Annotated in this window: 17 protein-coding genes, 2 pseudogenes and 1 riboswitch; of the genes and pseudogenes, 8 read left to right on the top strand and 11 right to left on the bottom strand. The window is 70.5% G+C overall.

Annotation, left to right across the window (positions count from 1 at the left end):
* Positions 1 to 111 precede the first annotated feature (111 nt).
* Positions 112 to 734 (top strand): annotated as a pseudogene (locus OG700_RS19905) (HAD family hydrolase).
* 30 nt (positions 735 to 764) lie between these two features.
* Here OG700_RS19905 and OG700_RS19910 read toward each other — a convergent pair.
* The 4 genes from OG700_RS19910 to OG700_RS19925 form a co-directional block, all read right to left on the bottom strand.
* Positions 765 to 1,244, bottom strand: coding sequence for an NUDIX domain-containing protein (locus OG700_RS19910; RefSeq protein WP_405615422.1), 480 nt, complete (start codon positions 1,242 to 1,244; stop codon positions 765 to 767).
* 52 nt (positions 1,245 to 1,296) lie between these two features.
* The gene (locus OG700_RS19915; RefSeq protein WP_405615424.1) at positions 1,297 to 2,190 is read right to left on the bottom strand and encodes a LysR family transcriptional regulator; all 894 of its coding nucleotides are present in this window, start codon (positions 2,188 to 2,190) and stop codon (positions 1,297 to 1,299) included.
* Positions 2,191 to 2,422: 232 nt separating this feature from the next.
* The gene (locus tag OG700_RS19920) at positions 2,423 to 3,571 is read right to left on the bottom strand and encodes a cystathionine gamma-lyase (protein ID WP_405621823.1); all 1,149 of its coding nucleotides are present in this window, start codon (positions 3,569 to 3,571) and stop codon (positions 2,423 to 2,425) included.
* Positions 3,572 to 3,634: 63 nt separating this feature from the next.
* Positions 3,635 to 4,015: a phage holin family protein gene (locus OG700_RS19925; RefSeq protein WP_405615426.1), complete on the bottom strand. Its 381-nt coding sequence runs from the start codon at positions 4,013 to 4,015 to the stop codon at positions 3,635 to 3,637.
* 14 nt (positions 4,016 to 4,029) lie between these two features.
* On the opposite strand from OG700_RS19925, the gene OG700_RS19930 reads away from it, so the two are divergent.
* The 4 genes from OG700_RS19930 to OG700_RS19945 all read left to right on the top strand — a co-directional run bounded on the left by OG700_RS19930 (position 4,030) and on the right by OG700_RS19945 (position 6,428).
* Complete coding sequence (locus OG700_RS19930; RefSeq protein ID WP_078076251.1) at positions 4,030 to 4,347, top strand: cupin domain-containing protein; 318 nt, start codon at positions 4,030 to 4,032, stop codon at positions 4,345 to 4,347.
* A gap of 178 nt (positions 4,348 to 4,525) precedes the next feature.
* Entirely contained in the window at positions 4,526 to 4,741 is a 216-nt protein-coding gene (locus tag OG700_RS19935) for a DUF5326 family protein (RefSeq protein ID WP_405615428.1), read from the top strand.
* Positions 4,742 to 5,061: 320 nt separating this feature from the next.
* On the top strand, positions 5,062 to 5,841 hold the full coding sequence (locus tag OG700_RS19940; RefSeq protein ID WP_405615430.1) for an IclR family transcriptional regulator: 780 nt from the start codon (positions 5,062 to 5,064) through the stop codon (positions 5,839 to 5,841).
* 152 nt (positions 5,842 to 5,993) lie between these two features.
* Positions 5,994 to 6,428, top strand: coding sequence for an SsgA family sporulation/cell division regulator (locus OG700_RS19945; protein WP_405615432.1), 435 nt, complete (start codon positions 5,994 to 5,996; stop codon positions 6,426 to 6,428).
* A 21-nt stretch (positions 6,429 to 6,449) separates the two neighbouring features.
* Here the strand turns inward: OG700_RS19945 and OG700_RS19950 are convergent, their stop codons facing one another.
* Positions 6,450 to 7,844, bottom strand: a complete 1,395-nt coding sequence (locus OG700_RS19950; protein ID WP_405615434.1) for a YibE/F family protein — start codon at positions 7,842 to 7,844, stop codon at positions 6,450 to 6,452.
* A 71-nt stretch (positions 7,845 to 7,915) separates the two neighbouring features.
* A riboswitch (TPP riboswitch) is annotated at positions 7,916 to 8,057 on the top strand.
* Here OG700_RS19950 and thiC point away from each other — a divergent pair.
* On the top strand, positions 8,052 to 9,806 hold the full coding sequence (thiC, locus tag OG700_RS19955; RefSeq protein WP_405615436.1) for a phosphomethylpyrimidine synthase ThiC: 1,755 nt from the start codon (positions 8,052 to 8,054) through the stop codon (positions 9,804 to 9,806). (Overlaps the previous riboswitch by 6 nt.)
* An 81-nt stretch (positions 9,807 to 9,887) precedes the next feature.
* Here thiC and OG700_RS19960 read toward each other — a convergent pair whose 3' ends face one another.
* Both OG700_RS19960 and OG700_RS19965 read right to left on the bottom strand, forming a co-directional pair.
* The gene (locus OG700_RS19960; protein WP_405621825.1) at positions 9,888 to 10,274 is read right to left on the bottom strand and encodes a VOC family protein; all 387 of its coding nucleotides are present in this window, start codon (positions 10,272 to 10,274) and stop codon (positions 9,888 to 9,890) included.
* Positions 10,275 to 10,678: 404 nt separating this feature from the next.
* A complete protein-coding gene (locus OG700_RS19965; protein WP_405615438.1) occupies positions 10,679 to 10,864 on the bottom strand; it encodes a hypothetical protein in 186 nt (61 codons plus the stop codon).
* A 226-nt stretch (positions 10,865 to 11,090) separates the two neighbouring features.
* On the opposite strand from OG700_RS19965, the pseudogene OG700_RS19970 reads away from it, so the two are divergent.
* Positions 11,091 to 11,258: pseudogene (locus OG700_RS19970) on the top strand (hypothetical protein); the annotation flags it as partial.
* Here the strand turns inward: OG700_RS19970 and OG700_RS19975 are convergent.
* Positions 11,183 to 13,042: a hypothetical protein gene (locus OG700_RS19975; RefSeq protein ID WP_405615440.1), complete on the bottom strand. Its 1,860-nt coding sequence runs from the start codon at positions 13,040 to 13,042 to the stop codon at positions 11,183 to 11,185. The pseudogene OG700_RS19970 and the gene OG700_RS19975 sit on opposite strands and share 76 nt — an antisense overlap.
* Here OG700_RS19975 and OG700_RS19980 point away from each other — a divergent pair.
* Entirely contained in the window at positions 12,986 to 14,395 is a 1,410-nt protein-coding gene (locus tag OG700_RS19980) for a tetratricopeptide repeat protein (protein ID WP_405615442.1), read from the top strand. The genes OG700_RS19975 and OG700_RS19980 overlap by 57 nt on opposite strands.
* A 224-nt stretch (positions 14,396 to 14,619) precedes the next feature.
* On the opposite strand, the gene OG700_RS19985 is transcribed toward OG700_RS19980, so the two are convergent.
* From OG700_RS19985 to OG700_RS19995, 3 genes are all read right to left on the bottom strand, one after another.
* Entirely contained in the window at positions 14,620 to 15,438 is an 819-nt protein-coding gene (locus OG700_RS19985; RefSeq protein ID WP_405615444.1) for a hypothetical protein, read from the bottom strand.
* Positions 15,439 to 15,584: 146 nt separating this feature from the next.
* The gene (locus OG700_RS19990) at positions 15,585 to 16,967 is read right to left on the bottom strand and encodes a metallophosphoesterase (RefSeq protein WP_405615446.1); all 1,383 of its coding nucleotides are present in this window, start codon (positions 16,965 to 16,967) and stop codon (positions 15,585 to 15,587) included.
* A gap of 294 nt (positions 16,968 to 17,261) precedes the next feature.
* On the bottom strand, positions 17,262 to 18,374 hold the full coding sequence (locus OG700_RS19995) for a LacI family DNA-binding transcriptional regulator (RefSeq protein ID WP_363240062.1): 1,113 nt from the start codon (positions 18,372 to 18,374) through the stop codon (positions 17,262 to 17,264).
* Positions 18,375 to 18,803 lie beyond the last annotated feature (429 nt).

An 18,803-nucleotide genomic window follows, 5' to 3' on the forward strand; every position in this document is an offset into this window, starting at 1 on the left:
CCGGAGGGCGTCTGACGTCGGGAGTGACCGCCCGTACCAACCTCGGCGTACAGGGACACCCCCGGGAAGCACAACGGCGAACGCCCCCACCCCGCCACCCGTCCGCGCACCCTGCATCTCTTCGACCTCGACGGCACGCTGATCCGGGGATCGGCCGCTGCCGTCGAGATCTCCCGGCAGCTCGGCGTGAGCGCCGAGATCGCGGAGCTGGAGCGCGCGTTCCTGACCGCCGGGCTGGCCCCGGACGAGTTCGCCGTACGGGCCAGGGAGCTGTGGGCGGAACTCACCGTCGCACGGGCCGAGGCCGCCTTCGAGGCAGCGCCGTGGCTGGCCGGGATCCAGGAGGTCTGGGCGGACATCCGCGCCCGGGGTGACTACTGCGCCGTCGTCACGCTCTCGCCGGACTTCTTCGTGGAACGTCTGCTGCCGTGGGGCGCGCACGCCACGCACGGCTCGCGCTGGCCCGCCCTGCCGTTCACCCGGCCGGTGGACCGGGCGGGGATCCTCGACGCGGCGGCCAAGGTCCGGATCGCGACGAGCTGTGCGCGCGGTTCGGGGTCCGGCTCGACGACTGTGTCGCCTTCGGTGACTCCATGTCCGACGCGGCGCTCTTCGCGTCCGTCCCCCGCGCGGTGGCGGTGAACGCGGACCACCATCTGGCCGGGCTGGCCACCCACACCTACACGGGCGGCGATCTGCGCGAGGCGTTCGCTCTCGTGCGCCCGCGCCCGTAGGGCCTGTCCGGAACGCGCCCTGGAAGCCCGTCAGCCCAGGTCGGGCGCGTGCATCGCCCGTACTCCCTCGATGTTGCCGTCCAGATAGTGCCGCAGCGACAGCGGTACGAGATGGACGGCGGCGATCCCGACCCGGCTGAACGGCACCCGGACGATCTCGTACTCCCCGCACGGCTCCTCGATCTCCGGCCCGTGCCGCAGCGACGGGTCCATCGATTCGAGCCGGCAGACGAAGAAGTGCTGCACCTTCACGCCGGTGATGCCGCCGTCCGCGATGTGCTCGACGGTGTCCACGAAACACGGCACGACCTCGGTGATCTTGGCGCCCAGCTCCTCGTGCACCTCGCGGTGGAGCGCGGCGACGACGCTGGCGTCGTCCGGCTCGACCCCGCCGCCGGGGGTCAGCCAGTACGGATCCACACCGGGCTTCGTGCGCTTGATGAGGACGAGCTGGTCGCCGTCGAGCAGGATGGCGCGTGCGGTGCGCTTGACCACGGGCCGTTCGGTCATGGGAAGAGCGTGGCCCGATACGGCCGGGTCGAAACTCCCCCGAGGCGCCCGGTCACCAGTCGACCGAAGCGCGCAGCAGCCATTCATGCGCCCGCGCGATGTGCGGCAGGGCGAGTGTGCCGGTGCGTACGACGAGAAAGTACGTGCGCAGCGGGGGCACCGGCGGGTCGTAGAGGGCGACGACCTCGCCGCGTTCCAGGGCGGATTCGCACAGGTAGCGGGGCAGTACGGCCAGTCCGGCGCCCGCCGCCGCGCTCTCCAGGACGGCGCGCAGGTCGGGCGCGATGACGGCGCCCGCGGCGGCCGGCCGCGAGTCGAAGACCGACGCCCAGTAGCGGGAGACGAGCGGCAGCGACTCGTGGACCTCCACCACCGGCAGCTGTTCCAGTACGACATGGCCCTCGCGCAGCACGTCGTGGCCCAGCCGAGCCGCCCAGCGCGGCGAGGCGACCAGGACGTGCTCCTCGTCGCAGAGCGGGGTGGCGGTGAGCAGCCCGCCGCGTGGCCGGGCGGTGGCGATGGCGAGGTCGTGGTGCCCGGCGGCGAGGCCGTCCAGGGTCTCCTCGGCGTTGGCGAAGAAGGAGGCGCGGAGCGCGAGGCCCTGGCCGATCAGCGGGGTGAGCGCGGGCAGGACGCGTACGGAGGTGAACTCCGGCGGCCCGGCGAGATGGAGCGTCCGGACGCCCGATTCCTCGTCCAGTCCGGTCTCGGTGATCTCGACCAGGGCGTCGAGGTGGGGTGCGGCGCGGTGGGCGAGCTCGTCGCCGATGGTGGTGGGGGTGACGCCACGGGCCCGGCGCAGGAACAGCGGGCGGCCCAACTGGCGTTCCAGGGTGCGTATCTGGCCGGTGACCGCGGGCTGGGAGAGCCCGAGCAGGGCGGCGGCGCGGGTGAAGGATCCGGCTCGGTGCACGGTGACGAAGGTGCGCAGCAGGGCCAGGTCCATGAGAGCCCTCCTCGGCTTCCGGCCCCACGCGAACCCGTTCGTGGCCCGTCGTCGGAGCAGCCAACTATAAATAAGTCGATAGGCGGCTGTCGCTACTGTGATTGGACACTGACGCACAGTCAACTAGCCTTGTGGATGTGGTTCTTTGGCGTGATTCCTCACGTGTGGAACCCGTGGGCGGCCCGAGCCACGAGGGGGGAGGCTCGGACCGTCCGTTCCGCACCGGGACTCGTCAGGGCGCGGCTCGCGTCAGCGCGCCCAGTACGTCGGCGACGAGGTCGTCGGGGTCCTCGGCGCCCACCGAGAACCGGATGAAGCCCTCCGGTACGGCGTCGCCGCCCCACCTCCCGCGCCGTTCCGCGGTCGACCGCAGACCGCCGAAGCTCGTCGCGTCGTCCACCAGCCGCAGCCCGTCCAGGAAGCGCTCGGCGTGGCCGCGGTCGGGCAGGACGAATGACACCACGCACCCGTAGCGCCGCATCTGCGTCGACGCGACCGCGTGCGAGGGGTCGTCGGGCAGTCCCGGATGGCGCAGCCCGCTCACGTCGGCGCGGCCGGCCAGTGCCCGCGCCAGCAGCAGCGCGGTCGCGCACTGGCGGTCGAGGCGCAGTTGGAGGGTGGCCAGTGAGCGGTGGGCGAGCCAGGCCTCCATCGGGCCGGGGATGGCGCCGGCGATCTTGCGCCAGCGCCGCACGCCCGCGGCCAGTTCGGGATCTTCGCAGGTCACATGGCCGAGGAGGATATCGCCGTGGCCCGTCATGCCCTTGGTGTCGCTGGCCACGGAGAAGTCCGCGCCGAGCTCCAGGGGGCGCTGGCCGAGCGGGGTGGCGAGCGTGTTGTCGACGGCGACGAGCGTGCCCTGGTCGTGCGCCGCCCGCACCAGGCGGCGGATGTCGCAGACGTCGAGCCCGGGGTTGGACGGGGTCTCGATCCACAGCAGCCGGGCACCGGCCAGCACGTCGAGCTGCGCGTCGCGGGCGGTGGGCGCGGTCCGTACCTCGATGCCGTACGCCGTGAGCTGCTCGCGCAGCAGCGGCAGCGCCTGGTAGCCGTCGTCCGGCAGCACGACCGCGTCGCCGGTGCGCAGCTGCGAGAAGAGCACCGCCGAGATCGCGGCCATCCCGGAGGCGAAGGCGACCGTCTCGACGGCCCGGCCGGGTGCCTCCAGTTCGCCGATGGCACGTTCCAGATGGGTCCAGGTGGGGTTGGTGTCGCGGCCGTAGGTGTACGGGCCGGTCGGCTCGCCCGGCAGATGGAAGTGGGCGGCGAACACCGGTCCCGGCATGGTCGGTTCGTACTTCACGGGGTCGGGCAGCCCGGCCCGTACGGCACGCGTGCCGTCGCCGAGGCCGGGACCGGGTGCGGCGTCCGCCCCGCTCACCGCGGGCTCGACCGGCTCGACCGGCTCCACGGGCTCCACGGGTTCCACGGGCTCCACGGGCGATCAGTCCTTGTCGTCGGGGAGCACGACGTTCAGCGCCCACGACACGATCGAGATGATGAGCCCGCCGAGCACGGCCGTCCAGAAGCCCTCGACATGGAAGCTCAGGTCGAGCTTGTCGGCGAGCCAGGAGGTCAGCAGCAGCATCAGCGCGTTCACGACCAGGGTGAACAGACCCAGGGTGACGATGAAAAGCGGCAGCGTAAGCAATTGGACGATCGGCTTGACGACGAAGTTCACCAGCCCGAAGATCAGCGCCACGACCACCAGAGCCAGGGCCTTCTTGCCGGTGCTGTGTCCGGTGAGGGTGATGTCATTGATCAACCAGATCGCCACTGCCAGCGCACCGGCGTTGGCGATCGTCTTGACTACGAAATTCTTCATGGTCTGATCGTGGCATGAAGGCATTCCGACTGGACGAGCTGGAGGCGGAACGTGCCGCCAACGACGGGGCGTATCTGCAGTTTGTGCGGGAACGGAACATGTCCGTCGGCCTGTACGCGCTGGACGCCGGCACCATCGATCCGCAGCAGCCGCACCGCCAGGACGAGGTCTACTTCGTCGTGAGCGGGCGCGCCTCGATCACCGTGGGCATGGAGACGACGCAGGTCGGGCGCGGCAGCGTCGTCTACGTACCGGCCGGTGAGCCGCACAAGTTCCACCACATCACCGAGGATCTGCGGGTGATGGTCGTCTTCTCCCCTCCCGAGGGGTGAGACCCGGAAGGCCCGCCCCCGACCCTCACGATTCCGTCAGGGTCGGGATCAGGGGAGTTCCAGGGCTCCGGGACCTCCGCTTCGGCCCGCGCCGCTCTAGCATCGAAGGCAGCGGGAACGTACGTCACGCATTCACGCTTCTTCATCCTTCAGGTACTCACGGAACGAGGTAGGGACGATGGCGGTACGGGAGATTGTCGCGGGAATGCCCTGGTGGGTGAAGTGGATCGCGTTGCCCGTGGTCGCGCTTGTGGTGTTCGGCGGGCTGATCGCGAGCGTGGTCGGATTTGTGATCGGGCTGCTCTTCAAGGTGCTGATCCTGGTGGCCCTGGTCGGCGGGCTCGTCTACGCGGTTCGGAAGTTCACGTCGTCGTCCTCGCGCGGCGACTGGTAGCCCCCGTCGCCGTACATGCCGTAAGCGCCGCACGGCGCCGTCCCGCCCCCCTCGCTCCGGGGCGGCCTCGCGCCCCCGCCGTTAGCCCGCGCGGGGGAAAGGCGCAGACGAAACCGCTCCCACCTCAGAAGCTGCCATTAGAGTGGCAAGCCTCTGCCACATCCTGCGAAAACAGCGTCGACGGTCGTTTTGACCAACGCATTGTGCGAGTTCTCGGCGCCGGACCTCAGACTCTGTCTTGGGTCCCCCGGGGGTGTGACAGGCGCGGGGGCGGCCCCCGCGAGCGGGCGCACGCCCGTCAGTACGCCCGGGGGTGACCTTTGGCCACAGCGAGCACGACAGCGGCCCCTACCCTGATCGGTTCGGTGCGGCGTGCGCTGCGACTGCTGGAGTCGGCAGGCGCCCATCCGAACGGGGCCCCGGCGAAACAGCTCGCCCGGGAGGCCGGCCTCCCCCTCCCCACCGCCTATCACCTGCTGCGCACCCTGACCCACGAGGGCTATCTGCGCCGCGAGAAGGGCGTGTTCTTCCTCGGGGACGCGGTGGACCGCCTGGTGAACGGCGCCGACCCGCGGCCGGGCCGGACGGCCCGGCGCACGATGGCCGAATCGATGGCGCACTGCCGCGACCTGATCGGGGCGCCGGTCTATTTCGCGATCTACCGCGAGGGCGAGATCGAGATCGTCGCGGTGGCCGACAGCCCCGCCGCGCCCGCCGTCGCCGAATGGGCCGACTTCCGCGAGACCGCGCACGCCCACGCGATCGGCCAGTGCCTGCTGAGCCAGCTCGACGAGGACGCCCGCCGGGACCATCTGGACCGGCACCCCGTGGGCCCGCTCACCCCCTATTCCGTCGCCGACCGGGGCGCACTGCTGTCACGCCTGCGTGCCATGGGGCATACGGGACCCGTGCTGGAGCGCCAGGAGTACGCGCTCGGCCAGGTCTGCGCCGCCGTACCGATCAGGGCCGGGGCGACGGTCGCGGCGCTCGCGACGTCCGTGCCGCTGCATCAGGAGGAAAGACTGCTGCCCGCCGTCGAACGGTTATGCAAAGAGATCGGAAGCATGATCGGCTCGCTGGAATTCTCTATCAGTATCTGAAATATCACTCCTTGTGATCCGTTACTGCGTGTTGGACGATTAAGAAGAGGATCAAGGGGCATCAATACCGGACGTTTCACCACCCAAACCCCCGAAATCCCTCTGAATTTCTTACTCTCCGTAACTTTCCGTCATCCACTGCGGGGTACTTGATGCGCGAGTTGGTTCAGGCCGAAGTCCTGATGAATTTCCTTGTCTCCGAAGAGCTCTCATTCCGAATTCCGGTGGAACTCCGCTACGAGACGACGGACCCCTACGCGGTGCGGATGACGTTCCATCTGCCCGGCGACGCCCCGGTCACCTGGGCCTTCGGCCGCGAGCTGCTGGTCGACGGCATCAACGAACCCAGCGGCGACGGCGACGTGTACATCTCACCGACCGAGCCCGAAGAGCTCTCCGACGTCCACATCAGGCTCCAGGTCGGCACCGAGCACGCCCTGTTCCGGGTCAGCGCGCCACCGCTGGTGGCCTTCCTCGACCGTACGGACCGGCTGGTCCCGCTCGGCCAGGAGATGGCGCTCGGGGACTTCGAGACCAACCTGGAGGAGACGCTCGGCCGCATCCTCGCCGAGGAGAACGCGGGCTGAGCCCTCGGCGCGGGCGCGGGGCTACGCCTTACGGCGCCGCCCGCCTCCGCCACGCGTCCGCAGCCCGCCGAACGGCCCCCTGGAGGACGCCTTCGACGGCGCTCCCGAGGGTGCCCCCGACGGCGCCCCCGTCGCGGTCTCCGACACCGCTCCCCCCGACGCCCCCGGCCGGTCGGCCGACACCACCAGCGCCGCCAGCGCCGTGGTCACCGGCACCGAGGCGACCAGACCGATCGATCCCACCAGGGTCCGTACGATCTCCTGGGCCACCAGCTCGCTGGTGGCCACCGTCGCCACGCCCGACTCCGCGATCGAGAAGAGCAGCAACAGCGGCAACGCCGCGCCCGCGTAGGCCAGTACGAGCGTGTTGACCACCGACGCGATGTGGTCCCGGCCGATCCGGATACCCGCCCGGTAGAGGGCGCGCGGCCCCATGTCCGGATTCGCCTGCCGCAGCTCCCACACCGCCGATGTCTGGGTGACCGTCACATCGTCCAGCACGCCGAGCGATCCGATGACGATGCCCGCCAGCAGCAGACCACTCATGTCGATCTCCGGATACAGCCCGTGGATCAGCCCGGTGTTGTCGTCCGTGTTGCCCGTCAGACTCGCCCAGCCGATGAACAGCGAGCCCAGCAGCCCGATCAGCAGCAGCGAGAACAGCGTCCCGAGCACCGCGACGGACGTACGGGCCGTCAGACCGTGGCACAGATACAGCGCGAACAGCATGATCGCGCTCGCGCCGACGACCGCGACGATCAGCGGATTCGAGCCCTGGAGAATCGCCGGCAGGATGAACAGCGTCAGTACGGCGAACGAGATGACGAGCGCGACCAACGCCATCAGCCCGCGCAGCCGCCCCACGACGACCACCGCGAGCGCGAAGATCCCGGCCAGCAGCGCCATCGGGAACGTGCGGTCCACGTCCGTGACCGAGTACTGGAGATCACGCGGCGCGTCGGGCGCGTACGCCACCACCACGCCCTGTTTCACGTGAAACTGCCGCGGCGCGTCCGGCTGGACGACCTCCACGAACGTACGCCCCTTGTTCGTGCCGCTCGTCACCTCGACCGTCGCCTTCACACAGTCCCCGGTCTGCGCACGCTGCGCCTCACGCCCCTGCGGCGTCGACGTGTCACCCGTCGGCGGGACCTGGGCGGCGTTCACGTCCTTGCAGTCGACCCGCTCGATCTTCACCACCTCGCCCTGCTCGGTCTGCCGGTCGAAGCCGACACCGGTGCGCTCGTGCGCCGGGGCGCCACCGGGCCAGAGGACGACGAGCCCGACAACTACGGCCGTCGCGAAGGGAATCAGCACGGCGGCGATGACCTTGCGCAGGTGTGTGGAGACCGGCGCGGCCGGCCCGTGGCTGTGCGAGTGGCCGTGCGTATCGGGTGTCTGCTGGGGTGAGGTCACCGCCCGATCATCGCAACAACGACGGGGGCCCTCTGTTCAGCACGCCCGACATCGCGCTAGCGTGGTGTTGCCTTTACACACGCGGGAGCTCGGAGCACCGGGCTGAGAGGACGCTGACTGTGGAGTTCGGGGCTTCCCCGAACCCCTGAGCTGCGTCGACCGCCGAACCTGTTACCGGGTAATGCCGGCGTAGGGAGTAGGTCTCAAATGACCGTTCAGGACACACGCACGCCTGCCGCACGACCCATCGGCTGGCACAAGGGATATGTGGCGGGCTCCCGCCCCGACCTCCAGGTGCCGGTACGCCAGGTGCACCTCACCAACGGCGACGACGTGACGCTGTACGACACGTCGGGGCCGTACACCGACCCCACCGTCGAGACCGACGTACGGCGCGGTCTCGCCCCGCTCCGGGAGAACTGGATCGTCGGCCGCGGCGACACCGAGGAGTACGCGGGCCGCCCCGTGCGCCCCGAGGACGACGGCCTCAAGCACACCTCGCCCCGCGGTGGCCTCCGCAATCTGGACGCGGTCTTCCCCGGCCGCCCGCGCCAGCCGCGCCGGGGCCGCGACGGACAGGCGGTCACCCAACTCGCGTACGCACGGCGCGGTGACATCACCCCGGAGATGGAGTACGTCGCCATCAGGGAGAACGTCGCGCCCGAGGTCGTACGCGACGAGATCGCCGCAGGCCGCGCCGTACTGCCGGCCAACGTCAACCACCCCGAGATCGAACCGATGATCATCGGCAAGCGGTTCCTGGTGAAGGTCAACGCCAACATCGGCAACTCCGCGGTCACCTCCTCCATCGAGGAGGAGGTGGACAAGATGACCTGGGCCACCAAGTGGGGCGCCGACACGGTCATGGACCTGTCCACCGGCCGCAACATCCACACCACCCGCGAGTGGGTGCTGCGCAACTCCCCCGTCCCCATCGGCACCGTGCCGCTCTACCAGGCGCTGGAGAAGGTCGACGGCAAGGCCGAGGAGCTGACCTGGGAGATCTACAAGGACACGGTCGTCGAGCAGGCGGAGCAGGGCGTCGACTACATGACCGTCCACGCCGGCGTCCTGCTGCGCTACGTGCCGCTGACGGCCCGCCGCAAGACCGGCATCGTCTCGCGCGGCGGCTCGATCATGGCGGCGTGGTGCCTGGCGCACCACCAGGAGTCGTTCCTGTACGAGAACTTCGAGGAGCTGTGCGACATCCTCGCGGCGTACGACGTCACGTACTCCCTCGGCGACGGCCTGCGCCCCGGCTCGATCGCCGACGCCAACGACGAGGCGCAGTTCGCCGAACTGCGCACGCTGGGCGAGCTGAACACCATCGCCAAGCGCCACCACGTGCAGACGATGATCGAAGGTCCGGGCCATGTCCCGATGCACAAGATCAAGGAGAACATCGACCTCCAGCAGGAGATCTGCGAGGAGGCGCCGTTCTACACCCTCGGCCCGCTGACGACGGACATCGCCCCGGCGTACGACCACATCACCTCCGGCATCGGCGCCGCGATGATCGCCTGGTGGGGCACGGCGATGCTCTGCTATGTGACCCCCAAGGAACACCTGGGCCTGCCGAACCGCGACGACGTGAAGACCGGCGTCATCACCTACAAGATCGCGGCACACGCGGCGGACCTGGCCAAGGGGCACCCGGGGGCCCAGGAGTGGGACGACGCGCTGTCGGACGCGCGGTTCGAGTTCCGCTGGGAGGACCAGTTCAACCTCGCCCTGGACCCGGACACGGCGCGGGAGTTCCACGACGAGACACTGCCGGCGGAGCCGGCGAAGACGGCGCACTTCTGCTCGATGTGCGGACCGAAATTCTGTTCGATGAAGATCTCGCATGACATCCGCCGTGACCACGGCGGTTCGCGGGACGAGATCGAGGCGGGCATGGCGGCCAAGTCGAAGGAGTTCGCCGAGAGCGGGAACAGGGTGTACCTGCCGCTCGCGGACTGACGCGACGCGTCGGTGGCTGAATTCGTCCCAGGAGCCCGGTCCGGGCGGCCGGCCCCGCCCGGACCGGGCTCCTGAGGGGGGTCAGGCCGTGGTGTCCTGCGGGTACCAGCGCAGTTCCACCGTGTTGCCGTCCGGGTCCTGGACATAGACCGACGTGGCGGTGCCCCGTGCGCCGAAGCGCTCGACGGGTCCTTCGAGCACGGGGAAGGTCGCTGACCTGATGAACTCGTCCCAGTCCAGCGGTTCCACGGTGAGGCAGATGTGGTCGACGTTGGATTCTCCCCGAGGAAGACCGACCAGGTCGATGATGGTTTCGGGGGTGATTCTCACGGAGGGGAACGGGGCCTTTCCGGCGCGCCACTCGGCGACGCGTACCGGCTCCAGACCGAGGCTGCCGACGTAGAAGCGCAGGGCCCGTTCGACATCCCCGACATTGAGGACAACGTGGTCGAATGCCTTGACGCGCAGAGAGGTCACTTCTTCTCCAGAACGATGTGATGGTGCGGGCCGAATGAACGCTCTTCACGATCCTCTGGGGAGGATCCGCCAGCAAGGCAGGATCGGAATACGATCGTTGAGTCCGATTCAACGCTGGGGGATCATGCTGGACCGGATCTCCGAAACGGGTGCTCGCCGTCGCCCGCCGCCGGGCATCCGCTCGCCGACGAGGAGTCCGTGTCCGTCGAAGTAGTCGCGGAACACCCCGTGGTGCGGTACCCGGAGGTGACCTCGGCGGGGTTCGAGCGGGACGGGGACCGGTCGGGCTGGAGGGGAACACCACGCAACGCGTCCGCGAGTTCGTACGGGCCGCTACGGACGTTGCCGAGGAGCGGCCGGCCGCGTCAGCGCGCGGTGTTCCGGTGTGGCGGGTCTCAGGGCCGCTCGCCGGTACCGACGCCCGGGGCCGGGCCGCCGTCTCCGCCGTCCACCGGGTGACCCGACCGGCGCCGGCGGAGCAGTGACCGGACGCCCCGCACCGTGTCGAGGGCCAGTCGCAGCGCCCCGATCCCCACCGACAGTTCCGTCGCGTGTGCCTGGACGAAATCCGCCCCAGCCATGAGCAGTTCCATTTCCCCGTTCCCCTTTTCCCTCCGGTGACGCGGCGTTGTCCGCCGCTGCCTCCTTGGTATTCGGGTGTGCCGCTGTCCCCAACGGCCGCCGGACAGCGGGCGGACAGCGCGGCGTGGACCTGCGCGGAGACTCGGTGTCCGCTGTCCGGGGGACGTCCGGCCGGACACCGGCATAGGCTCGGAGGCGGTGCAGGGGACACGGGGAGGGGATCGCGTGGTAGCGGGATTTGGGCAGGTTGTTCCCGAGGTGCCCCAGGCGGTAAGGGACTTGGCGGACCGCCTGCGGACCGTGGCGCGGCGAGCCGGCTACTCCGGGGTACGGGAACTGGCCGCCGGCACCGGAATCGGCCGTACGACGATCTCCGACGCGTTCACCGGTCGGCGCGTCCCCACGTGGCAGACGCTCGCGGTCCTGTTGCGCGGCTGCGATGTCACCCCCGACCGGGCCTGGCGCACGGTGTACGACGCGGCCAGGGACGCCGTGGACGAGGAGAAGCGGGCGATCAGGGACGGCGGTCGGCCCGATACCGACGCCGATATCGACGCCGGCGCCGAGGCGCAAGCCGTACCCCCGCCGTCCGGCCGGACGGGCGGCCCCGGGACCTTCTCCATCCGTCCGCCGTACGGGGAGCTGCCGTCCAGAGTCCGCGGCCGTGACGAGCTGCTGGACCGGCTGGAGAGCCGACTGGCCCAGGGCGAGAGCAGGGCGCAGATCCTCTTCGGCATGGGCGGCTGCGGCAAGACCACCGTGGCGCTGAATCTGGCGCGGCAGGCCCGGGACCGGGGATACCGCGTCTTCTGGCTGTCCGCCTCCACGTCCGACCGGCTGGTCACCGGGATGCGCGAGGTCGCGTCGAGCGCGGTGATGGCCACGCGGTGGCGGACGGACAGCCGCACCGGGTGGTCCGGGGCGAGCGCGGCGCCGCGCAGGGCCAGCAGCCGGGCCAGCTCACCGGCCGTGTCCGAGCCCGCGAAGACGTAGAAGGCGAACGCGGCGAGTCCGGCGCGCAGCAAGGGCAGCAGCACCTCCTCGTCCGTCTCCGTATCCGGGGCCGTATCCGGGGCCGCGGCGAGGGCGGCGGCGATGTGCGGGCCCAGCAGCCGCCACCAGGGCCAGTTGGCCGGCTGCTCCGCGACGACCGAGGTACCCCCTTCGAGGATCCGGGCGATGGCGCGCCAGATGACCCGGCGCTCGCCGGCCGCGCTGTCGGCCAGCCGCAGCGCGTTGGCCTCCAGCACCAGCCGGTGGCTGACCAGGCAGGGCACCGGCGCCCCCTCGCCGTCCGGGGCGATGTCGACGACATCGACCAGGCTGAGATCGATCAGCGCCTCCAGGGCCCGGTCCGCCTGGTCGGGTTCCGCTGCCGACGGGAGCGTTTCGGAGTCCAGCAGTTCGACGGGGAAGGGCGCCGGGGCGCAGCAGGACAGCAGCCGCATGAGGAAGCGGGCTTCCGGAAGCCGCTGTTCCTCCAGAAGATCGAGGGACAGCTCCCAGGTGCGTCCCACCAGACTCCGGTGCATCCGCTCCGTGCCCGCCTCGTCGAGCCGCCGGTGTTCGCCCTGGTCGAGGAAGCCCGCCCCGGCCTCGCCCAGCGCTTCGGTGTAGGTGGCGAAGCTCCGCAGCCGCCCGCCGGACCGGGGACCCCGGTGCCGTAACAGCCCGGCGCCGCGCGCCGAACGGGCCAGATAGGACCCCGCCAGCTTCAGGGCCAGGGGCAGCCCGTCCAGCCGTTCGGCGAGGACCTGCGCCTCGGCCGGATCGCCCGCTTCCCCGGCGAGGTCCAGGAGCACGTCCCGCCCGTCGGCCGGGCTCAGCACACCGATCCGGTGGGTGTCCGCCTCGTGCCCCCAGACACCGGGACTGCCGACCCGCGAGGTCACCACGGTCAGCCCGGCCCGGCTGGACCGCAGCCAACCGGTGCCGTCACCGGGGACGCCGGTCTCCGCCGCCAGCCACGCGGGCTCGTCGGCGTTGTCGAGCACCAGCAGCCAGGGGTGTTCGGCGGCGTCCAGCTCCCGCCAGACCAGATCCGTGGCGCTGAGCCCGCCGGACCACGCCGCCTTGATGGTCTCCTCGTCGGCGCCCAGTTCCCGCGCGACGCGGAACAGGTGCGCGAGTGCGCGGACGTCCTCGCCGAACAGTCGGTCCTGCTGGGCCCGGACCACCCCGAGACCCTGATCACCCACCACGACCTCGTGGCCTCCCGATACGAGAGCGATCAGGCGTCCGAGGCCGAGACGGTGGCCGAGCTGCGGAAGGTACGGAAGGCCCGTCGCGACGTACTCGGTCCCAACGACCCGTACACATTGATCACTCACAGCCTGCTCAGCCAGCTGATGATGGTACGCAGCCGTCGCGAGGAGTCGGTCCGGGAGTGCGCGGACCTGCTGGCCGAGCAGTCGGCGGAGCTGGGTCCTGATCACTCGGAGACCTTGATCACCCGCTACGACCTCGCCGTGTCCCGGTACGAGCACGGGCAGGCGTCCGATCCCGAGATGGAGGCCGAACTGCGTGAGCTGCTGCTGGCCAGCCGCCGGACACTCGGCCCCAACGACCCGTACACGCTGCTCATCCACGGGACGCTCGCCCAGCTGATGATGGCGCGCAGCCACGACGAGGCGGGGGGTAACGCCGAGTACCAGGCCATGATCGAGCACACGGAGAGCCTCTCCCCGGAGAACCACCGTTTCCTTCCGGTGCACCAACGCCACCAGATGGCACACGCGTTGGACGCCGCCGAGCGGTGGACCGAGGGGGAGATGGAGTATCAGTCCGTACTGGACGACCTGGAGGCGGCCGGCAGCCAGGGAGTGGACCTCTACTGGGACCTGACACGCTGTCTGACCAGAAATCTCGAACAGCAGGGCCGGGAGCCGGACGCCATCGGTGTGCTCGACAGATCCCTCCCCTGGTTCGACGGCAGCGACGACGCGCACTCGCCCGTGCGTCCCCAGGCTCTGCGGCTCCGGCACAGGCGCGGCGATCTGATGCGCCGAAGCGGGCGCGCCGCGGAGTCCGAGCGGGAGATCCGTGCGGTGCTGACGGACCGGCTCGCCACCGTGGACCCGCAGGACTCGGTCGTGCTGTCCGAGCGGCACTGCCTGGCCCACACCTTGAAGAAGCTGGAGCGTCACGCCGAGGCCCGGGACGAGCTGCGGCAGGTGGTCTCCTCGTACGCGCAAATTCTGGGTCCCGACAACAAGCAGACACGGAACGCGAGTTACTGCCTGGCCCGGATGTCGCACCTGCACGGGGACCAGGCCGAGGCGCTGGAGTTGTACGAACAGGTCATGGCCGCCGAGGCCGCCGAACTCGGCGTGAACCATTCCGAGACCCTGATGACCGGTTTCCGCCGGGACCAGTGCCGCCTTGACATGGGCCTGCTCACGCCCGCGGACGCCACAGCGGCCTTCGAGCACAGCCTGTCCGCGCTCTCCGCCCAGCTCGACACCGGCCATCGCTGGATCGCGGCCATCCACGAGGCACTGGCCGCCCACCGGGCCTCAAACACGCCCTAGGGCATGTTTCGAAAGTCCCGCCTGGCCGACGACGACTGGCACGCGCACTCGCCGCGTTGTCGGAAACATCCACGTACGTCCAGTACGAGAACGATCCTCCGCCTTGCGATCGCACGCACCAGACGCCGTCGGCCCCGCCCTTCGGGCGGACGGCGCTACTTTCGCAACACGCCCTAGGGTCCGTCCGGCGGATCTCCGGGGGCCGGAACGTCCGGCGCGGCGCCTCACTCCGGCTGGTGCTCGGGACCGCCGAAGTCGGGGCTGGAGAAGTCCGGGCTGGAGAACGTCGGGCGCTGGCCCGCCGTGGCGCCGTCGTCCGGGCTGGAGAAGTTCGGGCGGCTGTAGCCCATCTTCGGCAGATGCTGCGCCGGGCGGGCCTTCGGCACCGGCTCCGCGCCGGGCGCGGCCAGGGCCTCGCGCAGGAACGGCAGGATGCCGCGGTTCAGTAGGGCGACGCGCCACGCCTCGCGGGCCCGTGACACCTCGTCGGGCCACGAGCCGTCCGTCTCGCCGGCCGGGACCTGTGTCGCGGCGTTGCGCAGGGCCGTGATCAGCAGCCCGGCGGCGGCCACCGCCAGGCCGACGGCCGTGACGGCGCCGAAGAACCAGCCGACGGTCAGCAGGGTGTCGGAGAAGGCGGGCACCGGGCTGAGCATTCTCAGCAGATAGCCGACGAGCAGGAAGACGACGGCCGCCGCGCCCGCGAGGACCGGCACCAGGACGGCGACGACGGCGGCGAGTCCCGCGCCGGTCTCGGTGGTCCCGTGCACCGCCGGAGTCAGTACGGAGTTGCCCACCGGCGAGGTGGCCGGGGTGCGGTATTCCTCCCGGACCTTCGCGTAGTGCTCGTACTCGGCCGCGGCGGTGGCGGCTATCAGAGACGTCGCGTTGAGAGCCATCGTGCGCAGTTGTTCGGTGTTGAGCCGCTGTCCGACATCGGCCAGATCCGGTCGGTCGTGCGCATGGCGCAGCGTCTTGTCGAGAATCCGCTCGAAATCGGCGCGATCCTCGTTCAGCAGATGCGGTGCGCTGTTCATGTGCATCCCCCGATGCTCCGTAGGCCGGATTGCCCGCGGAGAACGGACAGTTGGCGAAAACGGAGGAGAGCCTGCTACGGATAAGCAGATGGTAGAGCGGTTACGGCACGGGGTGACAGGGGGTTCACGGAAATCACCTGCCCCCACTCTGTTCAGTTATGCAACGGGAGCCGTACGACCAGAAGCTTTCCGGCCATGGTCACTCCGCCGTCCATGGCGATGGCGAGCCCGTCCGCGTACACATGCGGTCCGTCGACCACGGGCCCGGCGCTCTCCTCGCCGTCCGAGGCGTCCTCGGTGCCGACGTCGCCGAGCAGATACGGAATCGGGCTGTGGCCGTGGACGATACGCCGCCCGCCGTACGCGGCCATCAGCTCCCGGGCGGCCTCCGGGCCGCCGTTGTCGCGGAACGCGAAGCGTTTGGTGAGTTTGCGGAAGATGTCCCAGCACTCGTCGGCGTCGTTGCGGGTGAGGATGGAGCGGACGTTGTCGTTGACGTCCTCGATGGTGGCGCCGTAGTCGAGATACGCGGTCGTGTCGGAGTGCATCAGCAGATGCCCGTCCTCCTCGACGAGGGCGTCGAGCCGGGACATCCACTGGAGATGGACGTCCTGGAGACGCTCCATGTCCGTCTTCTGACCGCCGTTCAGCAGCCAGGCGGCCTGGAAGGTGGCGGTGCCGGCCCCGGAGTTGACGGGGGTGTCGCCGAACCGTTTGGCGCCGAGCAGCAGCAGCTCGTGATTGCCCATCAGGGCCTTGCAGTAGCCGCCGGCGGCGGCGGCCTCGGCGGAGAGCCGCATGACGAGGTCGATGACGCCGACGCCGTCGGGTCCCCGGTCGGTGAAGTCGCCGAGGAACCACAGGCGGGTGTTGCCCGCGGCCCAGTTGCCGTCGTGGTCGACGAGGCCCTGTTCGATCAGGGCGGCGACGAGTTCGTCGAGATAGCCGTGGACGTCGCCGACGACGAAGAGCGGGCCGAGGCCGTCCGTGCCGGCGGGGCTCTCGACCGGGTTGACGCGCGTCCGGGCGTTGTCGGCGCGCTTGATGACCGGGAGGTCGCGTTCGGTGGGGGTGTAGCCCTCGGGGACCTCGTCGCGCGGGACGGCGTTGCCGGGGTGGTCGGAGGGGGTGGCGTCGGCGGCGGGCGCGGGTGGCGCCACGGGCGCGGGTACGGGCGCCGGTGCGGGGGGTGTCGGGGGCGGCGGTACGACGGCCCTGGCCGGGCCGCTGGGCAGCGTAGCGACGAGGCTGCTGCGGGGATCCGGCCGCGACGGGGCGTCAGGCACCTTCGCGGTCACCGGAGTCGGCGCGGGGAGCGGGGTGCCGCGCGGATCCGTACGGGGCGCCGCGGCGAGGCCCCCGGGGGCGCCGGACGGCTCGGACGCCGACGCCGCGGCGACCACGGAAGCCACCGGGTCCACCGGCTGTCCGGGCGGCGGCTGCACGGGAACTTGTGTGTACGGCGGCACCCGGAAATCGCGCAACGTCGCCGTCCGCACCACGGGTCCCTGACCGGTCCCGGCCCCCTGCGTCATCGACCCCTCCACCACCGTCGCGCCTGGCGTACACCTCTCGGGCCCGCCTGGTCGGGCGGGACATCCCCACCGGAGGTAGGGGAAGGTCCGCGGTGTCGTGCGCCCATCATAGGAATGCGGCCACCCCTGTGTGACGCACCAGGGGTGGTCAATCCGATTCCACCCACGTTTCATGCGCTGTTTTCGCGTGGATCGCCCGAATTGCGCGATCCGCATCCGGTCCGGGGGCCGGGGTTCGCGCCCCGCCGCACCCCGTCGCGCTCCGCCCGCGCCCCGCCTGTCGTCCCCCGCGCGTCAGTCCCTCGCGGGAGACCTCGGAGCGCTCACCGTCGTGCGGGGCGGGCGCCGTTGGGAGGAAGTCCGCACGATCAGCTCGGTCGGTATCACCTGCTCGACGGGACGCCCGGTGTCGATGCCCTCGATGGCGTCGATGAGGAGCTGTACGACGGCGGTGCCGATACGGCGCGGCTTGAGCGAGAGCGTCGTGATGGGCGGTTCGGTGGTCGCGTACACGGTGGACTCGCTGCAGCAGACGAGCAGCAGGTCCTCGGGCACCCGCAGGCCGTACCGCCGCGCGGCGGCGAGCAGATCGGTGCCGTTGGGGTCGAAGAGCCCGTACACCGCGTCGGGACGGTCGGGCCGGGCGAGCAGCCGGTCGGCGGCGACGGCCCCGGCACAGGGGTCGTGCGCGGGGTACGACTCGTAGACCGGGTCCTGCCCGACGCGCTCGCACCAGCGCAGATACGCGGTGGTGGAGAGCCGGGTGTACGTGTCGGTGGTGGTCCCGGTGAGCAGCCCGATCCGGCGGGCGCCGGCCGCGGCGAGATGGTCGAGCAGGTCGAGTACGGCGGCCTCGTGGTCGTTGTCGACCCAGGCGGTGACGGGGAGGGTGCCGGCCGGGCGCCCGTCGGAGACGACGGGCAGGCCCTGGCGGACGAGTTCGGTGACGACCGGATCGTGGTCGGAGGGGTCGACGACGACGGTGCCGTCGAGTGCGACGTTCGACCAGACGTCGTGGCGGGAGGTGGCGGGGAGGATGACGAGGGCGTAACCGCGGGCGAGCGCCGCGGAGGTCGCGGCCCGTGCCATCTCGGCGAAGTAGGCGAATTCGGTGAAGGTGAAAGGTTCATCCCCGTACGTGGTCACGGTCAGGCCGATCAGTCCTGACTTGCCGGTACGGAGGGTTCGGGCCGCGGCGGAGGGGCGATAGCCCAGCCGCTCGGCGACTTCTCGGACATGTCGGCGTGTGGCGTCGGGTAACCGTCCCTTGCCGTTGAGCGCGTCGGAGACGGTCGTGATGGAGACACCGGCTGCGGCGGCCACGTCCCGGATGCCCGCCCGACCTTGCCGGCTGCCCCGGCGGGATGTGTCCGTCCGGCTCACCTGGTGTTTCCCTGCTGGTGTCATGGCGAGCCGATAGTAGGGCTCATCGAGGTGGTAAGGCCGGTCGCATATTCACTCCCCAGGAGTCACGTTTCTGCATGATCAACAACGCTTAAATGGCTTGGAAATCATGGTCGTTGAGCGATTTGGTTGTTGTCTGTCAAGCGTGGAGCCGGATGAGCCTGGCGAGTGTCCGATGTCTCGAAGAGGTCTCAACTCACCCCCACGGGGGATGCGCGCCACGGAGTGAGCCACCGGCGCGCGCCAGGTGGGTGGGCGCTCCCCCCGTCGGAGGCCGGTCCTGGGGCGGGTTCTGGGGCCGATCTTGGAGCCGATCGCGGGGCGGGTCCCAGGGCGGGTTCGGGTCCGGTCCCGCGGCGGGTTCGGCTGAGGGTTCGGCGGTGGTCGCGCGGCCGGTCCGGGCTCCGGTATTCGCAGGGACCGGCAATCCTC

It is taken from the genome of Streptomyces sp. NBC_01508 (genome assembly GCF_045040315.1).
Taxonomy (GTDB): Bacteria; Actinomycetota; Actinomycetes; order Streptomycetales; family Streptomycetaceae; genus Streptomyces.